General features: G+C 57.8%; 14 protein-coding genes. 7 read left to right on the top strand and 7 right to left on the bottom strand.

What is annotated here, in order from left to right; all coding sequences use genetic code 11:
- The 3 genes from rimM to rplS all read left to right on the top strand — a co-directional run.
- The coding region (rimM, locus tag ACIQ3A_RS06655) for a ribosome maturation factor RimM (RefSeq protein ID WP_396430965.1) at nt 1-349 on the top strand (349 nt) is incomplete at its 5' end.
- A 26-nt stretch (nt 350-375) separates the two neighbouring features.
- The gene (gene trmD, locus ACIQ3A_RS06650; protein WP_396430964.1) at nt 376-1,173 is read left to right on the top strand and encodes a tRNA (guanosine(37)-N1)-methyltransferase TrmD; all 798 of its coding nucleotides are present in this window, start codon (nt 376-378) and stop codon (nt 1,171-1,173) included.
- Between the two features lie 114 nt (nt 1,174-1,287).
- Nucleotides 1,288-1,671: a 50S ribosomal protein L19 gene (gene rplS, locus ACIQ3A_RS06645; RefSeq protein WP_296292309.1), complete on the top strand. Its 384-nt coding sequence runs from the start codon at nt 1,288-1,290 to the stop codon at nt 1,669-1,671.
- Between the two features lie 151 nt (nt 1,672-1,822).
- Here the strand turns inward: rplS and ACIQ3A_RS06640 are convergent, their stop codons facing one another.
- Nucleotides 1,823-3,916, bottom strand: a complete 2,094-nt coding sequence (locus tag ACIQ3A_RS06640; RefSeq protein ID WP_396430963.1) for a DEAD/DEAH box helicase — start codon at nt 3,914-3,916, stop codon at nt 1,823-1,825.
- A 246-nt stretch (nt 3,917-4,162) separates the two neighbouring features.
- Nucleotides 4,163-4,753, bottom strand: a complete 591-nt coding sequence (orn, locus tag ACIQ3A_RS06635; protein WP_396430962.1) for an oligoribonuclease — start codon at nt 4,751-4,753, stop codon at nt 4,163-4,165.
- Nucleotides 4,754-4,846: 93 nt separating this feature from the next.
- Here orn and ACIQ3A_RS06630 point away from each other — a divergent pair, with 93 nt between their 5' ends.
- The 3 genes from ACIQ3A_RS06630 to rsgA are packed head-to-tail and all read left to right on the top strand — an operon-like array spanning nt 4,847 to nt 7,401.
- The gene (locus ACIQ3A_RS06630; RefSeq protein ID WP_396430961.1) at nt 4,847-6,106 is read left to right on the top strand and encodes a M48 family metallopeptidase; all 1,260 of its coding nucleotides are present in this window, start codon (nt 4,847-4,849) and stop codon (nt 6,104-6,106) included.
- Nucleotides 6,103-6,414, top strand: coding sequence for a 4a-hydroxytetrahydrobiopterin dehydratase (locus ACIQ3A_RS06625; protein WP_396430960.1), 312 nt, complete (start codon nt 6,103-6,105; stop codon nt 6,412-6,414). Before ACIQ3A_RS06630 ends, ACIQ3A_RS06625 begins: the two co-directional genes overlap by 4 nt.
- 30 nt (nt 6,415-6,444) lie before the next feature.
- A complete protein-coding gene (rsgA, locus tag ACIQ3A_RS06620) occupies nt 6,445-7,401 on the top strand; it encodes a ribosome small subunit-dependent GTPase A (protein ID WP_396430959.1) in 957 nt (318 codons plus the stop codon).
- Nucleotides 7,402-7,418: 17 nt separating this feature from the next.
- On the opposite strand, the gene ACIQ3A_RS06615 is transcribed toward rsgA, so the two are convergent.
- Together ACIQ3A_RS06615 and ACIQ3A_RS06610 are read right to left on the bottom strand one after the other, a co-directional pair.
- On the bottom strand, nt 7,419-8,393 hold the full coding sequence (locus tag ACIQ3A_RS06615; protein WP_396430958.1) for a CobD/CbiB family protein: 975 nt from the start codon (nt 8,391-8,393) through the stop codon (nt 7,419-7,421).
- A 13-nt stretch (nt 8,394-8,406) separates the two neighbouring features.
- Nucleotides 8,407-9,126, bottom strand: coding sequence for a CoA pyrophosphatase (locus tag ACIQ3A_RS06610; RefSeq protein ID WP_396430957.1), 720 nt, complete (start codon nt 9,124-9,126; stop codon nt 8,407-8,409).
- Nucleotides 9,127-9,236: 110 nt separating this feature from the next.
- Between ACIQ3A_RS06610 and ACIQ3A_RS06605 the strand changes: the two genes are divergently transcribed.
- Nucleotides 9,237-10,133: a hypothetical protein gene (locus ACIQ3A_RS06605; RefSeq protein WP_396430956.1), complete on the top strand. Its 897-nt coding sequence runs from the start codon at nt 9,237-9,239 to the stop codon at nt 10,131-10,133.
- A 55-nt stretch (nt 10,134-10,188) separates the two neighbouring features.
- On the opposite strand, the gene ACIQ3A_RS06600 is transcribed toward ACIQ3A_RS06605, so the two are convergent.
- From ACIQ3A_RS06600 to prfB, 3 genes are all read right to left on the bottom strand, one after another.
- The gene (locus ACIQ3A_RS06600) at nt 10,189-11,211 is read right to left on the bottom strand and encodes a class 1 fructose-bisphosphatase (protein WP_396430955.1); all 1,023 of its coding nucleotides are present in this window, start codon (nt 11,209-11,211) and stop codon (nt 10,189-10,191) included.
- Between the two features lie 28 nt (nt 11,212-11,239).
- A complete protein-coding gene (gene pepN, locus ACIQ3A_RS06595) occupies nt 11,240-13,951 on the bottom strand; it encodes an aminopeptidase N (protein ID WP_396430954.1) in 2,712 nt (903 codons plus the stop codon).
- 30 nt (nt 13,952-13,981) lie between these two features.
- Nucleotides 13,982-15,086 (bottom strand): peptide chain release factor 2 gene (gene prfB, locus ACIQ3A_RS06590; protein ID WP_396430953.1). Its coding sequence is split into 2 segments (ribosomal slippage): nt 13,982-15,004 and nt 15,006-15,086, totalling 1,104 coding nucleotides; the frame shifts between segments, so codons are not numbered across the junction.
- Nucleotides 15,087-15,136: the final 50 nt, after the last annotated feature.

The following is a 15,136-nucleotide window of genomic DNA, read 5'->3' as shown; positions in this document are numbered from 1 at the left end:
CGGCACCGTGGTGGCCTGCGCTCAGAACATAGACGACCGCACCGCCGCTGAGTCTTTGCGCGGCGCCCGCATCTTTGTTCCCCGTTCGAGCTTTCCCACTGCTGGCGATGACGAGTATTACTGGGTTGACCTCATCGGTTTGCAAGTGGTCAACCGCGAAGGTCTGGACCTTGGCCTGGTGCGAGATCTGATGTCTACCGGACCCCAAACCGTGTTGGTCATCGAGGGCCCCGCCCCATCCGATGACAGTAAACCCGTTGAACGCATGATTCCATTTGTGGCAGCATTTATCGATGGCGTCGATTTGCCCGGCAAGCGCATCACCGTTGACTGGCAGCCCGACTACTGAGCGGCTCTGAATGTGAGGGGCTTTTCATGCGCTTTGACATCATCACCCTGTTTCCTGAGTTATTTGCGCCGCTGTTGACCAGCGGCATCACGCGTCGCGCCTATGAAGGTGACCTGGTCGATGTCCGATTGTGGAATCCCCGTGACCACGCTGAAGGCAATTACCGCCGAGTCGATGACCGCTCTTTTGGGGGGGGGCCAGGCATGGTCATGTTGGCCGAACCCTTGTCCAAGTGCTTGACGGCCATTCGTGCAGACCGAAAAGAAGCGAGCCCTGCACCCCTGGTGTTGTTCTCCCCCATTGGGCAGACCCTGAACCACACGGCGGTCGCGCAGTGGTCGCACAGCGCTGGCGCCGTTTTGTTGTGCGGGCGCTATGAAGGAGTGGACCAGCGCTTCATTGATCAATATGTGGACCGGCAAATCAGTTTGGGCGACTTCGTGCTGTCCGGGGGGGAAATCGTGGCGATGGCATTGCTGGATGCTGTGGCCCGCTTGCAGCCGGGCGTGCTCAACGACGAGGGCAGCCACCAACTGGACAGCTTTAACCCTGCACTGGATGGCTTGCTGGACAGCCCCCACTACACCCGACCTGAAGTTTGGCAAGGCCATGCCGTGCCAGCGGCATTGATGTCGGGCCATCACGCCCACATTGAACGCTGGCGGCGCGAGCAGAGTCTGCGCCTGACGGCAGTGCATCGGCCCGAATTGCTTGTGCAAGCCCGCCTGACAGGCAAGCTCAACCGTGATGACGAGGCACTTTTAAAAGACGTTCAAGGCGAAATGTCCACTCCGAATCACATTTCCGGTTCTAAAAAGCTATAATCAAAGGCTTTTCGATCCTCTACCCGCCGCGATTTGGCTCAGTCATGCACCGCATGGCCCTTACAGTACAAAACGCCCCTTGTGTAGCGAGGCATGATCGGACGGAGTTCAAAAATGAATTTGATTCAAACTCTTGAGCAGGAAGAAATTGCCCGTCTGGGTAAAGTGATTCCTGAATTTTCCCCCGGCGACACCGTGATCGTCAGCGTCAATGTGGTCGAGGGTGCACGCAAGCGCGTCCAGGCCTACGAAGGTGTTGTGATCGCCAAGCGCAACCGCGGTCTGAACAGCGGCTTCACTGTTCGCAAGATTTCAAGTGGCGAAGGCGTGGAGCGTACGTTCCAAACCTACAGCCCTGTGATCGCCAGCATTGAAGTCAAGCGTCGCGGTGATGTTCGTCGCGCCAAGCTGTACTACCTGCGTGACCGCAGCGGCAAGTCGGCACGTATCAAGGAAAAGTTGCCACAGCGCAAAGCAGCGCCTGCTGTCAAAGCGTAACGCCTTTTCTGTCAGACGTAAAAACCGCCCGGGTATGCACCCAGGGCGGTTTTTTTATGGTTTCAACACATGACTTATGCCATGAAAAAAGGCCTTGCCGGTGAGGGCAAGGCCTTGATGATTGGTCCTGGGCTTTGACCCAGGCACAGAGTCAACCGCGTGAGATTTTCAGCACGCGGGTGCCGCCGCGTTTGCCAGCAGGGCCTTCGCCTGCAGCGTGGGGCTTGAAGGTGCTTGCGCCGAAGGGTTTTGGGCCCCGTGCAAATTTATCCCCTGCAGCGCCGCGAGGTGCAGGACGGGCTGCGTTACGGTTGTCGCCGCCGCGCTCTTCCCAGCGGCCAGCGCCTTGGCGTGCGCCTTCGGGGCGTGCGTCTTGACGCGGTGCGCCACGGTTATCACCACGGTCCCATGGATGTGCTGGCGCTGCGCGTTGTTCAAAACGGTCACCACCCCGGTTGTCGCCACGAGGTGCCTCGAAACGGCCACCTTCTTTGCGTGCATCAAAGCGGGGCTGCTCAGTGCGTTGCTCGAAGCGGGGCTGCTCGTCACGGAAATTGCCACGGGGTGGGCGGTTGTCAAATCCACCGCCCTCGCGGTTTCCAGCAAAGTCGCGGCCACCACCACCACCACCACCACCTGTTGGGCGGCCACGGAAGCCGCCACCTGCGTTGGCATAGTTGCGCTCACCGCCAAAACGGTCGCCACCACGGCCCATGGGTTTGCGCGCCTCGGGCATGCGTGCTTTGGGTTCCATGCCTGGAATCACTTCGGCCTTGAACGGCTGGCGTGTGTAGGACTCGATGTCACCAATCTTGCGGCGATCACGCACTTCTGCAAAGGTCACAGCCAAGCCGTCACGGCCAGCACGGCCTGTGCGGCCAATGCGGTGGGTGTAGTCCTCGGCCTTCATCGGCAAGCCGAAGTTGAAGACGTGGGTGACGGTGGGCACATCAATGCCGCGCGCTGCGACGTCGGTGGCCACCAGAATCTGGACTTGGCCATTGCGCAAAGCCATCAAGCGGCGGTTGCGCATACCCTGACTCAGTGCGCCATGCAGTGCCACGGCCGAGAAGCCATCTTGCTGCAAGTCAGCGGCCAAGCCGTCACATTCGATTTGCGTGCTGGAAAATACGATGGCCTGATCGATCGAGGCATCACGCAACCAGTGGTCGAGCAATTGGCGCTTGTGCTGGGCGTTGTCGGCCCAAAACAGCACCTGCTTGATGTTGTTGTGCTTTTCTTGCGGGTTGTCGATCTGGATTTTTTGAACCGAAGAACCGCCGTCGTGCATGACACGCATGGCCAGTTGCTGAATGCGTGGGGCAAAAGTGGCGCTGAACATCATGGTTTGACGGCGCTGGCTGGTCATGTCGTTGATGTCTGCCAGGTCGTCCGAGAATCCGAGGTCAAGCATGCGGTCGGCTTCGTCGACCACCAAAAACTGTACCTGGTCCAGCTTGATTTGCATGGAGCGCTGCAGGTCGAGCAGACGTCCCGGTGTGGCTACCACCAAATTGGCATTTTGCAGCTTGGCAATCTGCAACTGGTAAGGGATGCCTCCGACCACGTTGGCCACGCGCAGGCCACGGGTGTGTTTGACCAACTCGATGGCGTCTTGAGCGACTTGTTGGGCCAATTCACGGGTGGGGCAAACGATCAGGGCGCCAGGGGTGGGTGCCTTGAAGTTGCGTGGGTTGGTCGGGTCTTTGCGTTTGGCGCGCTTTGGGGCTGGCTCGCCCTTGGCTGCTGCGTCGGCACAGGCCTGCTCGAACTCGGTGCGCTCAGCAGCTTCTTGTTCAGCCATTTGGGCGATCAGGGTGTGCAGCACGGGCAACAAGAAAGCGGCTGTTTTGCCGCTGCCTGTCTGGCTGGAGACCATCAGGTCAGTGTAACCATTGGACTTGCCGTCTTTCGAGCCACCGATCGTAGGCAGGGCCAAAGGAATGGCGCGCAGTTGAACGGCAGTGGGCTGGGTGTAACCCAGGTCGGCCACGGCTTGCACCAGCTCAGGGGCCAGGCCCAGTTCGACGAAACCATTCGGCAAATCCGCAATGGCTTCTGCCTCAACCACTGCTTCAGTGGCAGGCTCTTCGGTGATGGTTTCTGCCGCTGTGGCTGTGCCCATGATTTCGGTGGCCAGATTGGCTGCCGGTGCTGTTGTGGCCATGGGAGCCAGTTCAGCGGAGATGGAAATGTTTTCGGCAGGCGACAAGTCGTCCTGCACTGTGTTCAAAGTGTCGGTCATGTGTAAAAACTCGCACGGGGAGACGGCAGCAAAGTAATGCTTAGGCCGAAGGCACCGCAAGGTTGAAAAAACATCAACCATCAAACGGTGCTCGCGAGTGGCGCTTGGCATGGAGCCTGGCCGCTGTGAGTGACCCTATCGTTGGGTCAAGGCGTGAAGGGAGATGTAAGAAACGCTGCACCAATATGCAGCGAGCCTTCAATTATGGCACAGATTAAAAAAAACGCTAGGGTTTTCCCTGAAAAATTACAATTGAATGAAATGCTCACGGTAGTGTGCTAATTCATCTATGGACTCGTGCACATCGGCCAAAGCGGTGTGTTTTTGCTGCTTCTTGAAACTCGAGTACACCTCGGGTTTCCATCGGCGTGACAACTCTTTGAGGGTGCTCACGTCCAGATTGCGGTAATGAAAGAAGGCTTCCAACTTGGGCATGAATTTGACCAAAAAGCGCCGGTCCTGGCTGATGGTGTTGCCGCAAAGGGGCGAGCTGTTTTTGGGCAAATACTTTTTCAGGAACACCAAAATCTGATCTTCGGCATCGGCTTCACGGAGGGTCGAGGCTTTGACTTTGTCGATGAGCCCGCTTTTGCCGTGAGTGCCTTTGTTCCACTTGTCCATATTGTTCAGCAGTTCATCGCTTTGGTGAATCACCAATACCGGGCCTTCGATGCGTGGCGTGAGGTGCGGGCCGGTGACGATGACGGCGATTTCCAGCAAACGCTCTTTTTCAGGGTCGAGGCCAGTCATCTCGCAGTCAATCCACACCAGGTTCTGGTCGGATTTGGGCAGTTCAACTGTATCAATGGCAGAAGTGGGGGAGTGGGCTTGAGACATCTGTCGATTGTCGCTGATGCCACAAGCGGACAATCACCCGCTCGAAATCACCACACGCCTTTGTGTCCAGGGTGCGGCTCCTACAATGGCGGCATGAATGCATCCTTGACTTTGACCCTGACCCTGGTGCTCGCCTTGCTGGCGCATGTGACCCTTAAGTTTTGGCTCAACACCCGGCAAGTCAGGCATGTGGCTCGCCACCGTGCTGCCGTGCCTGTGACTTATGCCGAAACAGTGTCTTTGGCAGATCACCAAAAAGCGGCCGACTACACCTTGGCCAAGGCCCGCCTGTCGCAAATCGACATCGCACTCGATGCGGCGGTGCTGATGGGCTGGACCCTGCTGGGCGGGCTTGACGCGCTGAACCAGTTGTTGCTGGACTGGATGGGGTCTGGCATGACGCAGCAAATCGCCTTGGTGCTGGGCTTCAGCTTGGTCGGTGGCGTGATCGGCTTGCCCTTGTCGCTGATGCAGACCTTTGGTGTCGAGCAGCGTTTTGGATTCAACAAAATCACGCCCGCCCTGTGGCTGGCTGACATGGCCAAGGGGCTGGCGCTGGGGCTGGTCCTGGGCATGCCACTTTTGTGGGTGTTGCTGTGGCTCATGCAAGCCGGTGGCGAGTGGTGGTGGCTGTGGGCCTGGGGCGTTTTGGTGGGCTGGCAGTTGTTTTTGATGGCCATTGCACCCAACGTGATCATGCCGCTGTTCAACAAGTTCTCGCCTTTGGAAGATGACTCGCTCAAAGCCCGGGTGCAGGCGCTGATGCAGCGCTCAGGTTTTACGGCGAAAGGTTTTTTTGTGATGGATGGCAGCCGCCGCTCTGCACATTCGAACGCATTTTTTACCGGTTTTGGAGCCAGCAAACGCGTGGTCTTTTTTGACACGCTGCTCAAGCAACTCAGCCCTGCAGAAATGGAGGCCGTGCTGGCGCACGAGCTGGGCCATTTCAAGCACAAACACATCCTGAAAATGATGGCGACCAGTTTTGCCTTGACGCTTGCCGGGTTGGCCTTGCTGGGTTGGCTGGCCCAGCAGGTCTGGTTTTACACGGGCTTGGGCGTCATGCCCAACCTGGAGGGTGGCAACAATGCCCTTGCGTTGGTTTTGTTCATGTTGGTCACCCCTGTATTCACTTTGTTCGTGGCCCCTGTGTCGTCTTGGCGCTCACGCCAGCAAGAGTTTGAAGCCGATGCCTATGCGGTATCTCAAACGCCAGGCAAAGACCTGTCGTCTGCCTTGCTCAAGCTTTACCAGGACAATGCCGCCACCCTGACGCCCGACCCGATGTACGTGAAGTTCTATTACTCGCACCCCCCAGCCAGTGAGCGTTTATTGAGGATGAAAACCGCATGACCCAGGCAGACATTCGTGCTTTGAAACCCACTGAAGTGGTCATCGCCCTGAGCCAGGTTCCTGGTTGGACCTTGTCGGGTGATGGTGAAGACATCGCTATTGAAAAGACCTTTGAATTTGACAAGCACACCCATGCACTTTTGTTCGTCAACAGCGTTGGCTGGTTGTCTGAAAAGATCAACCACCACCCAGAACTTGTTTTGAACTACCGTCGGTGTGTTGTACGTTGGCAAACGCACGATGTGAAAGGCCTGAGCCATCTTGACTTGGATGCGGCCAAAAAAACTGACGCCTTGTTGCCCGTATGAGCCTTCATGCATAAAGCTAAGCAACAAACGATGCCCTCAACCAATGCCGATCTGGCTTTCGGGCTGGTGGTCGCCACCTATGGTCGCCATTGCCTGGTGGAGACACCCGAAGGGCGTCGGCTCATTTGCCACCCCCGAGGCAAGAAAAACCAGGTCGTGGTGGGGGACCAGGTACTCTGGCAAATTGCCGGTGATGAAGGCAGCATCGAAAAGCTGCAGGACCGTCGCAACCTGTTTTACCGCCAAGACGAAATTCGAACCAAATCTTTCGCGGCGAATCTGGACCGCGTGCTGATCCTGATCGCGGCCGACCCTGAGTATTCAGAAAGCCAGTTGTCGCGTGCATTGGTGGCCGCTGAGGCCGAACGCATCACCCCGATCATCGCGCTCAACAAGAGTGATTTGGCACAGCCCTTTGCCCAAGCTTGGGAACGCCTGGCCCCTTACCGCGCCATGGGTTACAGCGTGATGCCCATCAGCCTGAGTCCGCGCAGCCCGGTTGCCAATGACGGCGTGCAGGCTTTGTGCGCACTTTTGCAGGGCCTGACGACCTTGGTGCTCGGGCCATCCGGCAGCGGCAAAAGCACACTCATCAACCGTTTGGTCCCCCATGCGCAAGTGGAGACCGGCGAAATTTCGCTCGCACTCAATTCAGGCAAACACACCACGACGAGCACACGTTGGTACTGGGTGCCTGCACTCGATGCTCAAAGTGAAAGCGGTTCCGCCAGAACGGCACTGATCGATTCCCCAGGATTTCAGGAGTTTGGCCTGCACCATATCGAGCCAACCCGATTGGCCGATTGCATGCCCGATTTGCGCGCCCATGTGGGGGGGTGCAAGTTCTATAACTGCACGCATTTGCATGAGCCAGGCTGTGCTGTTCTGGCGCAGGTGGAAGATGCAAACCAACTAGGCAGCATCAGCATCCGGCGCCACCGAATTTACGCGCAGTTGTTCGACGAGTTGAGTCAGCAGCGTTGGTAGGTTTGAGGCGGATTTTTTCAGCCCACCAGATTGGCCATGGTGAGCAGGGCCACCAGCACCAACCACATGATCACTGTGCGCCATACCAAGCCGACCACTTGGGCAAAGTGAGCCACCTCGGGAACACGACCTGGTGTGCTGCTCCCGCCGATTGTGGCGTTTGCTGCGCCGTCTTCTGCATCTTCGCCAGGTGCTTTCAGCGGGGCACCACCTAAGCGGATGTTGATGGCACCCGCCGTGGCGGCCAGAATCACCCCATCGTTGTCATCCGGAAAATTCTGTGCATGGTTGCGCCAGCCATCCATGGCGTCTTCAAAACTGCCCACAATGGCGAACCCCAAAGCGGTCATGCGCGAGGGCAGCCAATCCATGGCTACCCAGGCCCTTGTGGCCACTGAGCGCAAGGCTTCACTCGTGACGGAGCCGTCTGAAGTCGGCTCTTGCCAGCGGCGGTGGGCCAATTCTGTGAGGCGGTAAACCACCGCACCGACAGGCCCCAGACCAATAATGGACAGGGCTGCGTACCAAAAAAACACGCCAAAAACATGCCTGTGAGCTGCGATCATGGAGTACTCGATCACATGCCGAACGATTTCACTGCGCGGGATCTGACCGACCTGCACTTGTTGCCACTGGGCCAGCAATTCCCTGGCCTTGGTTTCATTGCCTTCTTCCAGCGCTTCGCGGATCGCGGTGAAATGGTGGCTGAATTGCCGGAACCCTAAGGTCACATAAAGCAGTGCCACGTTCCACATGACAGCAAACAGCCAGCCCAGACCAAACTCAAGCCCCCAGTGCACCAGCATCGCCAGGATGGCCGGACCCAATACCGTGATACCCCAGGTGACCCAGGCTTGGTGCCGCACACCTGCATCAAAAGTGCGGGAAACCCAACTGACCCAGCGCTCGACACGGGTGTAAATCGCATTGACGGGGTTGAGCGGGCGAGCCTGCTCAAGGACCAAAGCCAACAGGATTGCAAAAAAACTCATGGCGTTCTCACGGCTACGGGTTGACCACTAAAAAGTGGTAGAAGTTTCGAAGCATAGCGGCAGTTGCGCCCCAAATGAAACGTTCCACAAGGACATCTTGACCATCAGCCGCAATCCGTTGTTCTTGGTAGGGCATTGAAAACCATTGCCGTTGGGCCCCTTGCCACTCAAAAGCGTGGCGGCGGTGGTGTGCCGGATTCATCAAGAAATTCAAAGGCACCTCGAAAACATCCTGCACCTCATCTGCGTTAGGGCTCAGATCAAAGTCGGGCGATACCAGTGCAATGACCGGGGTCACCCAAAAAGCGGTCCCAGTCACGTAAACAGGCAATTCACCAATGACCTGGACATGTCTGGGGTGCAGGCCCACCTCTTCTTGGGTCTCGCGCAGTGCGGTGGCAGGCCGGTCGGTGTCTTGAGGGTCCACCTTGCCGCCCGGAAAAGCAATCTGACCGGAGTGTGTCGACATGTGGTCTGCCCGCTGGGTCAGTAAAACCGTGCATTCCGAAAAGTCTGCCCCGCGCATCACGATCGGCACCAAAACTGCCGCGTGTGCGGGCGACCTGCTTGAAAAGGAGGTTTCCCGCTCGACTGCTGGCTGCCAGGAAGGGGGTTGTGCAAAGCGGGCTTTCAGTGCGTCAGGCAACAAATGTGCAGTCGGCACCGCAGGCATATCGTGATCGATGCGCCAAATCGGAACATTGCGAGGATCAAAAGACAAAGGTTTGGACACAGTCGGTATTTATACCCGACAGACGGACCTGGCAGGCGCTCTTGCAGCTTTAGAATGACCGATGCTGTACTTTTTAGCAGCGCTACTTCTTATTGATACAGGTTGCAACCATGAAGCGTGATTACTTTTCTCAAGGCTCCCCATCTGACCCCCGTTTTGGCGAACACCGCTCTGGCACTTGCATGGCGCTCATCGATGGCCGATTCCTGATCTGGATGGCGCAGCAAGGGGCCGTGGGAACTACGGGCGAATCGGTGAACCGCCAAGGCTTGCTCAGTTTGCTGTCGCACGCCCTTTCGCATGCAGGGCTCGATGTCGACTTGCGCCGCATTTATTGGTACAGCGACCGGTCGGACGGCTTGATCATCGATGACCAAATTGTGCGCCTGGTTCAATCGCACGATGCCGATGGCGGCTCGTCCTTGCTGCGTTCATTGGGCCATGACCTCAAGCAGCTGGCCGATCACCATGCCTGCGACCATGTGCTGGTGGCCAGCGACGACGAACGCTTTTTGGCCACCATCGACGAAGCCCAGTTGAGTGGGTTGAGTGTGCATCTGCTGGCCGATGAGTCTGCCCGCAACATGACTCAAATGGTCCGTACCGATCCAGGCTGGGCGCGACTGCTTTCGCAGGCCGATCGCCGGGTGGTGGTCAATTCGCAGGCCCTCGCTGACATGCTGCAGGGCAAGCTGCCCATCGGCATGGGCCTGGCCGTTGAAGACGTGGAAGAGTTGCGTCAATCCATGCTCGAGGTGATCACGGCTTGGTGGGCGGATGAGCCAGAAGACCTGCGGGAGGATTTGAGAGATGCGTTGCAGGTGAGCCGGGGCATTCCACAGGAAGTAGACCGCCAGTTGCTGCTGCGCATGCGCCAGCGCTTGGCACGTGCCTTGAGTTTGCCCGAGAAGAAAATGCTGCGTGAGACTTTGCGGACGGTGGTTGCGCAACCATCACCCGAACCTGCAGCGACCCCCCAAACTGAAGACTTGCCGCAAGCAAAATGAGTGCTGCTGCCCATGACGAAGGTTATGGGCAGCTCAATCGGTTGAGCGATTTCAGTTAATTTTTCAACGACGGTCTGTTGGTGTAGTAAGCCGTCACGCGATCGACTTCGTTTTTTGAGCCCAGCACCACGCTCACGCGTTCATGCAGCTGATTCGGCTGAAGATCCAAAATGCGATCCTTGCCGTTGGTGGCTGCACCACCAGCTTGTTCGATCAGCCAGCTCATGGGGTTGGCTTCGTAGAGCAGGCGCAACTTGCCGGGTTTGTGCGGTTCGCGCTTGTCCCAGGGGTACATGAAGACGCCACCCCGGGTCAGGATGCGGTGCACATCAGCCACCATGCTGGCAATCCAACGCATGTTGAAGTCCTTGCCGCGCGGGCCATCCTTGCCTTGTAGACATTCGTCAATGTACTGGCGCACGGGCTCATCCCAGTGGCGCATATTGCTCATGTTGATGGCGAACTCTTTGGTGTCAGCGGGCACCTGCACGTTTTCTTGCGTCAGCACAAAGGAGCCTTGCTCTCGGTCGAGCGTAAACATGGCCACACCGTCACCCACGGTGAGCACCAGTGTGGTTTGTGGGCCATACACGCAGTAACCAGCAGCTACCTGGTGCTTGCCTGGTTGCAAGAAATCTTTCTCAGTCACGCCCTGGCTTTCCTCGGGCTTTTTGAGGACGCTGAAGATGGTGCCAATGCTGACGTTGACATCGATGTTGGACGAGCCATCCAAAGGGTCAAACAGCAGCAGGTATTCGCCTTGGGGGTAACGGTTAGGTACCAGGTAAATGCTGTCCATCTCTTCAGAAGCCATGGCGGCCAGGTGCCCCCCCCATTCGTTGGCCTCAATCAATACTTCATTGGCGATGATGTCCAGCTTTTTCTGGACTTCGCCTTGTACGTTCTCGCTTTCGGCGCTGCCAAGTACACCGCCCAGTGCCCCCTTGTTGACGGCGTGGCTGATGCTTTTGCAGGCACGGGCCACCACTTCGAGCAGCAAGCGCAACTCGGCCGGGATGTGGCCTTTGTCGCGCTGTTGCTCCACCAGGTAGCGGGACAGAGAAATTTTGCTGCTCATGGTGATTCCTTGCTTTTTGGGGGTGCGATCAGGCGGCGCTCAGGGCGCGGCTGATGACTTCACGCACATCGTTGCTGAGATCGGCTTTGGCAGCCACTCGCTCGATCGCCACATGGGCGGCACTGCGGTAGGGCTCAGCCAAGCGGCTCCAGCGGTCCATGGCGCGCGCCAGGCGGGCGGCCACTTGCGGGTTGATGGTGTCCAGGGCCAGCACCTGTTCGCTCCAGTACACATAGCCTGCTGCATCGGCGCGGTGAAAACCTGCCGGGTTGGCGCTGCAGAAGCTGAAAATCAGACTGCGTGCACGGTTCGGGTTGCGCAGACTGAAGTCGGCATGTTGCATGAGCTGGCGCACACGGGGCAGCACATCCCCAGCACGGTCAGGCGCGCCTGCTTGCAGTGCAAACCATTTGTCGATCACCAGGGCTTCGTGCTGGAAAATTTTATGAAAGAGGGCCAGTGCGTCTTGTGCCAAGGCATGACCACTGACCACCAGCGCCGACAAGGCATTGAAGCGATCGGTCATGTTGCTGGCGTCCTTGAATTGCTGGTAAACGCGGCCTGGTGTGACGGCATCGCCGCTGTGCACAGCGGCAACGCACAGCATGCTCATGGCCAGACCAGCCAAGGCGCGACGCCCGCTCGACTTGGCATCGGGGGTGTAGGCACCGTTGTTTTTGTGGGCGTCCCAGGCCCATTGCCAATCGTCTCGCAAGGCGGTGGCCAGTTGCAGGCGCATGTTTTCGCGCAGGGCGTGAACACGTTGCGGATCGACCATATCCAGTTGGTCTGCGATGTAGTTTTCAGAGGGCAGCGTGAGAGCCAGGTCCTTGAAGGCCGCATCCAGCTCGGGGTGGCGCAACACTTCGCGCAAGGCATTCACCAGCGCATCAGACAGCACCGGAATCCCCGTCAGGTCCTTGTTTTGTTGGATGGCATCAAGGGCACTTTGCAGCATCAGGCGCTGACCTGCCTCCCATTGGTTGAACGGGTCACTGTCGTGGGCCAGCAAGATCAACAAATCGATGGCAGACAAGCCGTCTTCCAGCAGCACCGGGGCACTGAAAGCGCGCAGGAGCGAGGGCACAGGTTCGCTGTCAATGTTGACAAAGGTGTAACTTGTGCTGCTCTCTTTCAGGACCAGCGTGTGTTGCAAGCTGCTGCTTGCAGAACCTGCCAGTTGCAGCGCCAGCGCTTGGCCATCGCGGCTGAGTAAACCCAGCGTGACGGGGATGACAAACGGGGCTTTGCGTTCCTGGTCGGGCGTGGCGGGGCAGCTTTGGCCGAGTGTGAGTGTGTAAGTCCGCTCATCTGCGTTGTAGGCACCCGCTGCTTGCAGCCGGGGCGTGCCGGCCTGGCTGTACCAGTGCTTGAACTCGGACAGGTTGCGCGCCAAGGCCGAGTCGGGGTTGGCATCTGCAATAGCCTGTGCAAAATCATCGCAGGTCACGGCCTGGCCATCATGGCGTTCAAAGTAAAGCTTCATGCCCTTGGCAAAGCCTTCACGGCCCTGGCTGTCAGTGGGCGTGGCCACCAGGGTCTGCATCATGCGAACGACTTCAGAGCCTTTTTCGTAAATGGTGACGGTGTAGAAATTGTTGATCTCGACATAGCTGTCAGGCCGCACAGGGTGAGCCATGGGGCCGGCGTCTTCAGCAAACTGAACAGTGCGCAGAACGCGCACATCCTCGATGCGTTTGACGGCGCGGGCGCTGATGTCGCCTGCCATGTCCTGGCTGAATTCCTGATCCCGAAAAACTGTGAGGCCCTCTTTGAGAGAGAGCTGGAACCAGTCGCGACAGGTGATGCGGTTGCCAGTCCAGTTGTGGAAGTACTCGTGCCCCACCACGCTTTCGATGTTGCCGAAATCCAGGTCTGTGGCTGTGGCCGGGTTCGCCAACACGTATTTGGTGTTGAAGATGTTCAGGCCTTTGTTTTCCATCGCGCCCATGTTGAAGTCGCTGGTGGCGACGATCATGAAACGTTCCAGATCGAGTGGCAGACCAAAGCGGGCTTCGTCCCATGCCACGCTGGCCATCAGCGAGTTCATGGCATGTTCGGTTTTGTCCAGATCACCAGGGCGCACAAACACCTGCAGCAAGTGTTCTTTTCCGGAGCGGCTCAGGATGCGTTGTTCTCGCGTGACCAGTTGGCCCGCCACCAAGGCAAACAAGTAGCAGGGCTTTTTGTGTGGGTCGACCCATTTGGCAAAGTGGCGGCCATCTTCCAGCGCGCCTTGCGCGACCAGGTTGCCGTTGGAAAGCAGCACCGGGTATTTCAACTTGTCGGCACGCAAGGTCACGCTGTAACTGGCCATCACATCAGGACGGTCCAGGAAGTAGGTGATGCGGCGAAAACCCTCGGCCTCGCACTGGGTGAAGAACGAGTCGTTGCTGACGTACAGGCCCATCAACTGGGTGTTCTTTTCAGGGTTGCAGGTGGTGAAGATTTCCAGATCAAAGGCATCGGCACCTTCGGGAAGATTTTCCAGCACCAGCTGGTTGCCGTCCATCTTGAAGGAGGTGCCTGCGCCATTCACCAGCACGCGTGCCAGGTTGAGGTCTTCACCATCCAGACGCAGGGCCTGGGCAGCCACATCGTTGTTGCGACGCAGGCGCATCTTGTTCAAGACGCGGGTCTTGGCGGGGTCGAGGTCGAACGTCAGATCGACCGTGTCGATCCAGAAGGCCGGTGCGGCATAGGCCGCCCGGTGAATCGCGGTGGGTTGTCCTTCACGCATCACTAACTCCATTTTTTTGGTCTGACCGGGTCAGAGGCCTTGTTTCAGTGAGGCTTCGATGAACGCATCGAGGTCGCCATCGAGCACCTTCTGGGTGGCCGAAATCTCGACGTTGGTGCGCAAATCTTTGATGCGGCTGTTGTCCAGCACATAGCTCCGGATCTGGTGACCCCAGCCCACATCGGTCTTGGTATCTTCCAGCTTTTGCTGCTCTTCCATGCGTTTGCGCATTTCAAAGTCGTACAAGCGCGAACGCAGCCGCTGCCAGGCCACGTCGCGGTTGCTGTGCTGGCTGCGGCCATCCTGGCACTGCACCACGATGCCCGTGGGAATGTGCGTCAATCGCACGGCCGAATCGGTCTTGTTGATGTGTTGACCGCCCGCGCCACTGGCGCGGAAGGTATCGGTTCGTACGTCAGACGGGTTGATGTCGATCTGGATCGAATCGTCGATCTCTGGGTAGACGAACAAAGAGGCGAACGAGGTGTGACGCCCGCCCGATGAATCAAACGGGCTCTTGCGCACCAGGCGGTGAACACCGGTTTCGGTTCGCAGCAAGCCAAACGCGTAATCGCCTTCGATCTTGATGGTGGCACCCTTGATGCCCGCGGTGTCGCCCGGTGTTTCTTCTTCCACGGTGGCCTTGAAGCCCTTGCGTTCGGCGTATTTGATGTATTGGCGCAGCAGCATGCTGGCCCAATCGCAAGCTTCAGTGCCACCAGCGCCCGCTTGAATGTCAACAAAACAGTTCAGTGGATCGGCCTCATGGCGGAACATGCGGCGGAATTCGAGGTCCTCAACCAATTTGGACAGCTTGCCGGCTTCTGCCTCGATGGTCAAAAGGCCATCGTCGTCACCGTCTTCCTTGCTCATCTCGAAGAGTTCAAGGTTGTCTGCCAGTTCGCTGGTCAGGTTGGTGATGGTGATCACCACGCTGTCGAGGGTTTTTTTCTCTTTGCCCAGCTCTTGGGCTTTCTTGGGGTCGTTCCAGACCGATGGATCTTCGAGCGATGCGTTGACGGTTCTCAGCCGTTCAGATTTGGCATCGTAGTCAAAGATACCCCCGTAATGCCTGGGTCCGCAGCGTCAGGTCAGTGAGGGTTGCGCCGATTTGGTTGATGTGTTCTGCGTCCATGGGGGATGTGTCCGATTCGGTAAATCGGGCATTTTCTCATGAGTTGGCAG

This window comes from Limnohabitans sp. (assembly GCF_044361985.1).
Classification (GTDB): domain Bacteria; phylum Pseudomonadota; class Gammaproteobacteria; order Burkholderiales; family Burkholderiaceae_C; genus Limnohabitans_A.
This window is presented reverse-complemented; position numbering and strand designations above follow the sequence as displayed.

Coding starts and splice junctions, on each gene's coding strand:
- ACIQ3A_RS06600 (WP_396430955.1), bottom strand. CDS start 11,211: ATGAGCAGCAAAATTTCTCTGTCCCGCTACCTGGTGGAGCAACAGCGC.
- ACIQ3A_RS06630 (WP_396430961.1), top strand. CDS start 4,847: ATGAATGCATCCTTGACTTTGACCCTGACCCTGGTGCTCGCCTTGCTG.
- rsgA (WP_396430959.1), top strand. CDS start 6,445: ATGCCCTCAACCAATGCCGATCTGGCTTTCGGGCTGGTGGTCGCCACC.
- ACIQ3A_RS06605 (WP_396430956.1), top strand. CDS start 9,237: ATGAAGCGTGATTACTTTTCTCAAGGCTCCCCATCTGACCCCCGTTTT.
- rplS (WP_296292309.1), top strand. CDS start 1,288: ATGAATTTGATTCAAACTCTTGAGCAGGAAGAAATTGCCCGTCTGGGT.
- orn (WP_396430962.1), bottom strand. CDS start 4,753: ATGTCTCAAGCCCACTCCCCCACTTCTGCCATTGATACAGTTGAACTG.
- pepN (WP_396430954.1), bottom strand. CDS start 13,951: ATGCGTGAAGGACAACCCACCGCGATTCACCGGGCGGCCTATGCCGCA.
- trmD (WP_396430964.1), top strand. CDS start 376: ATGCGCTTTGACATCATCACCCTGTTTCCTGAGTTATTTGCGCCGCTG.
- ACIQ3A_RS06615 (WP_396430958.1), bottom strand. CDS start 8,393: ATGAGTTTTTTTGCAATCCTGTTGGCTTTGGTCCTTGAGCAGGCTCGC.
- ACIQ3A_RS06625 (WP_396430960.1), top strand. CDS start 6,103: ATGACCCAGGCAGACATTCGTGCTTTGAAACCCACTGAAGTGGTCATC.
- ACIQ3A_RS06640 (WP_396430963.1), bottom strand. CDS start 3,916: ATGACCGACACTTTGAACACAGTGCAGGACGACTTGTCGCCTGCCGAA.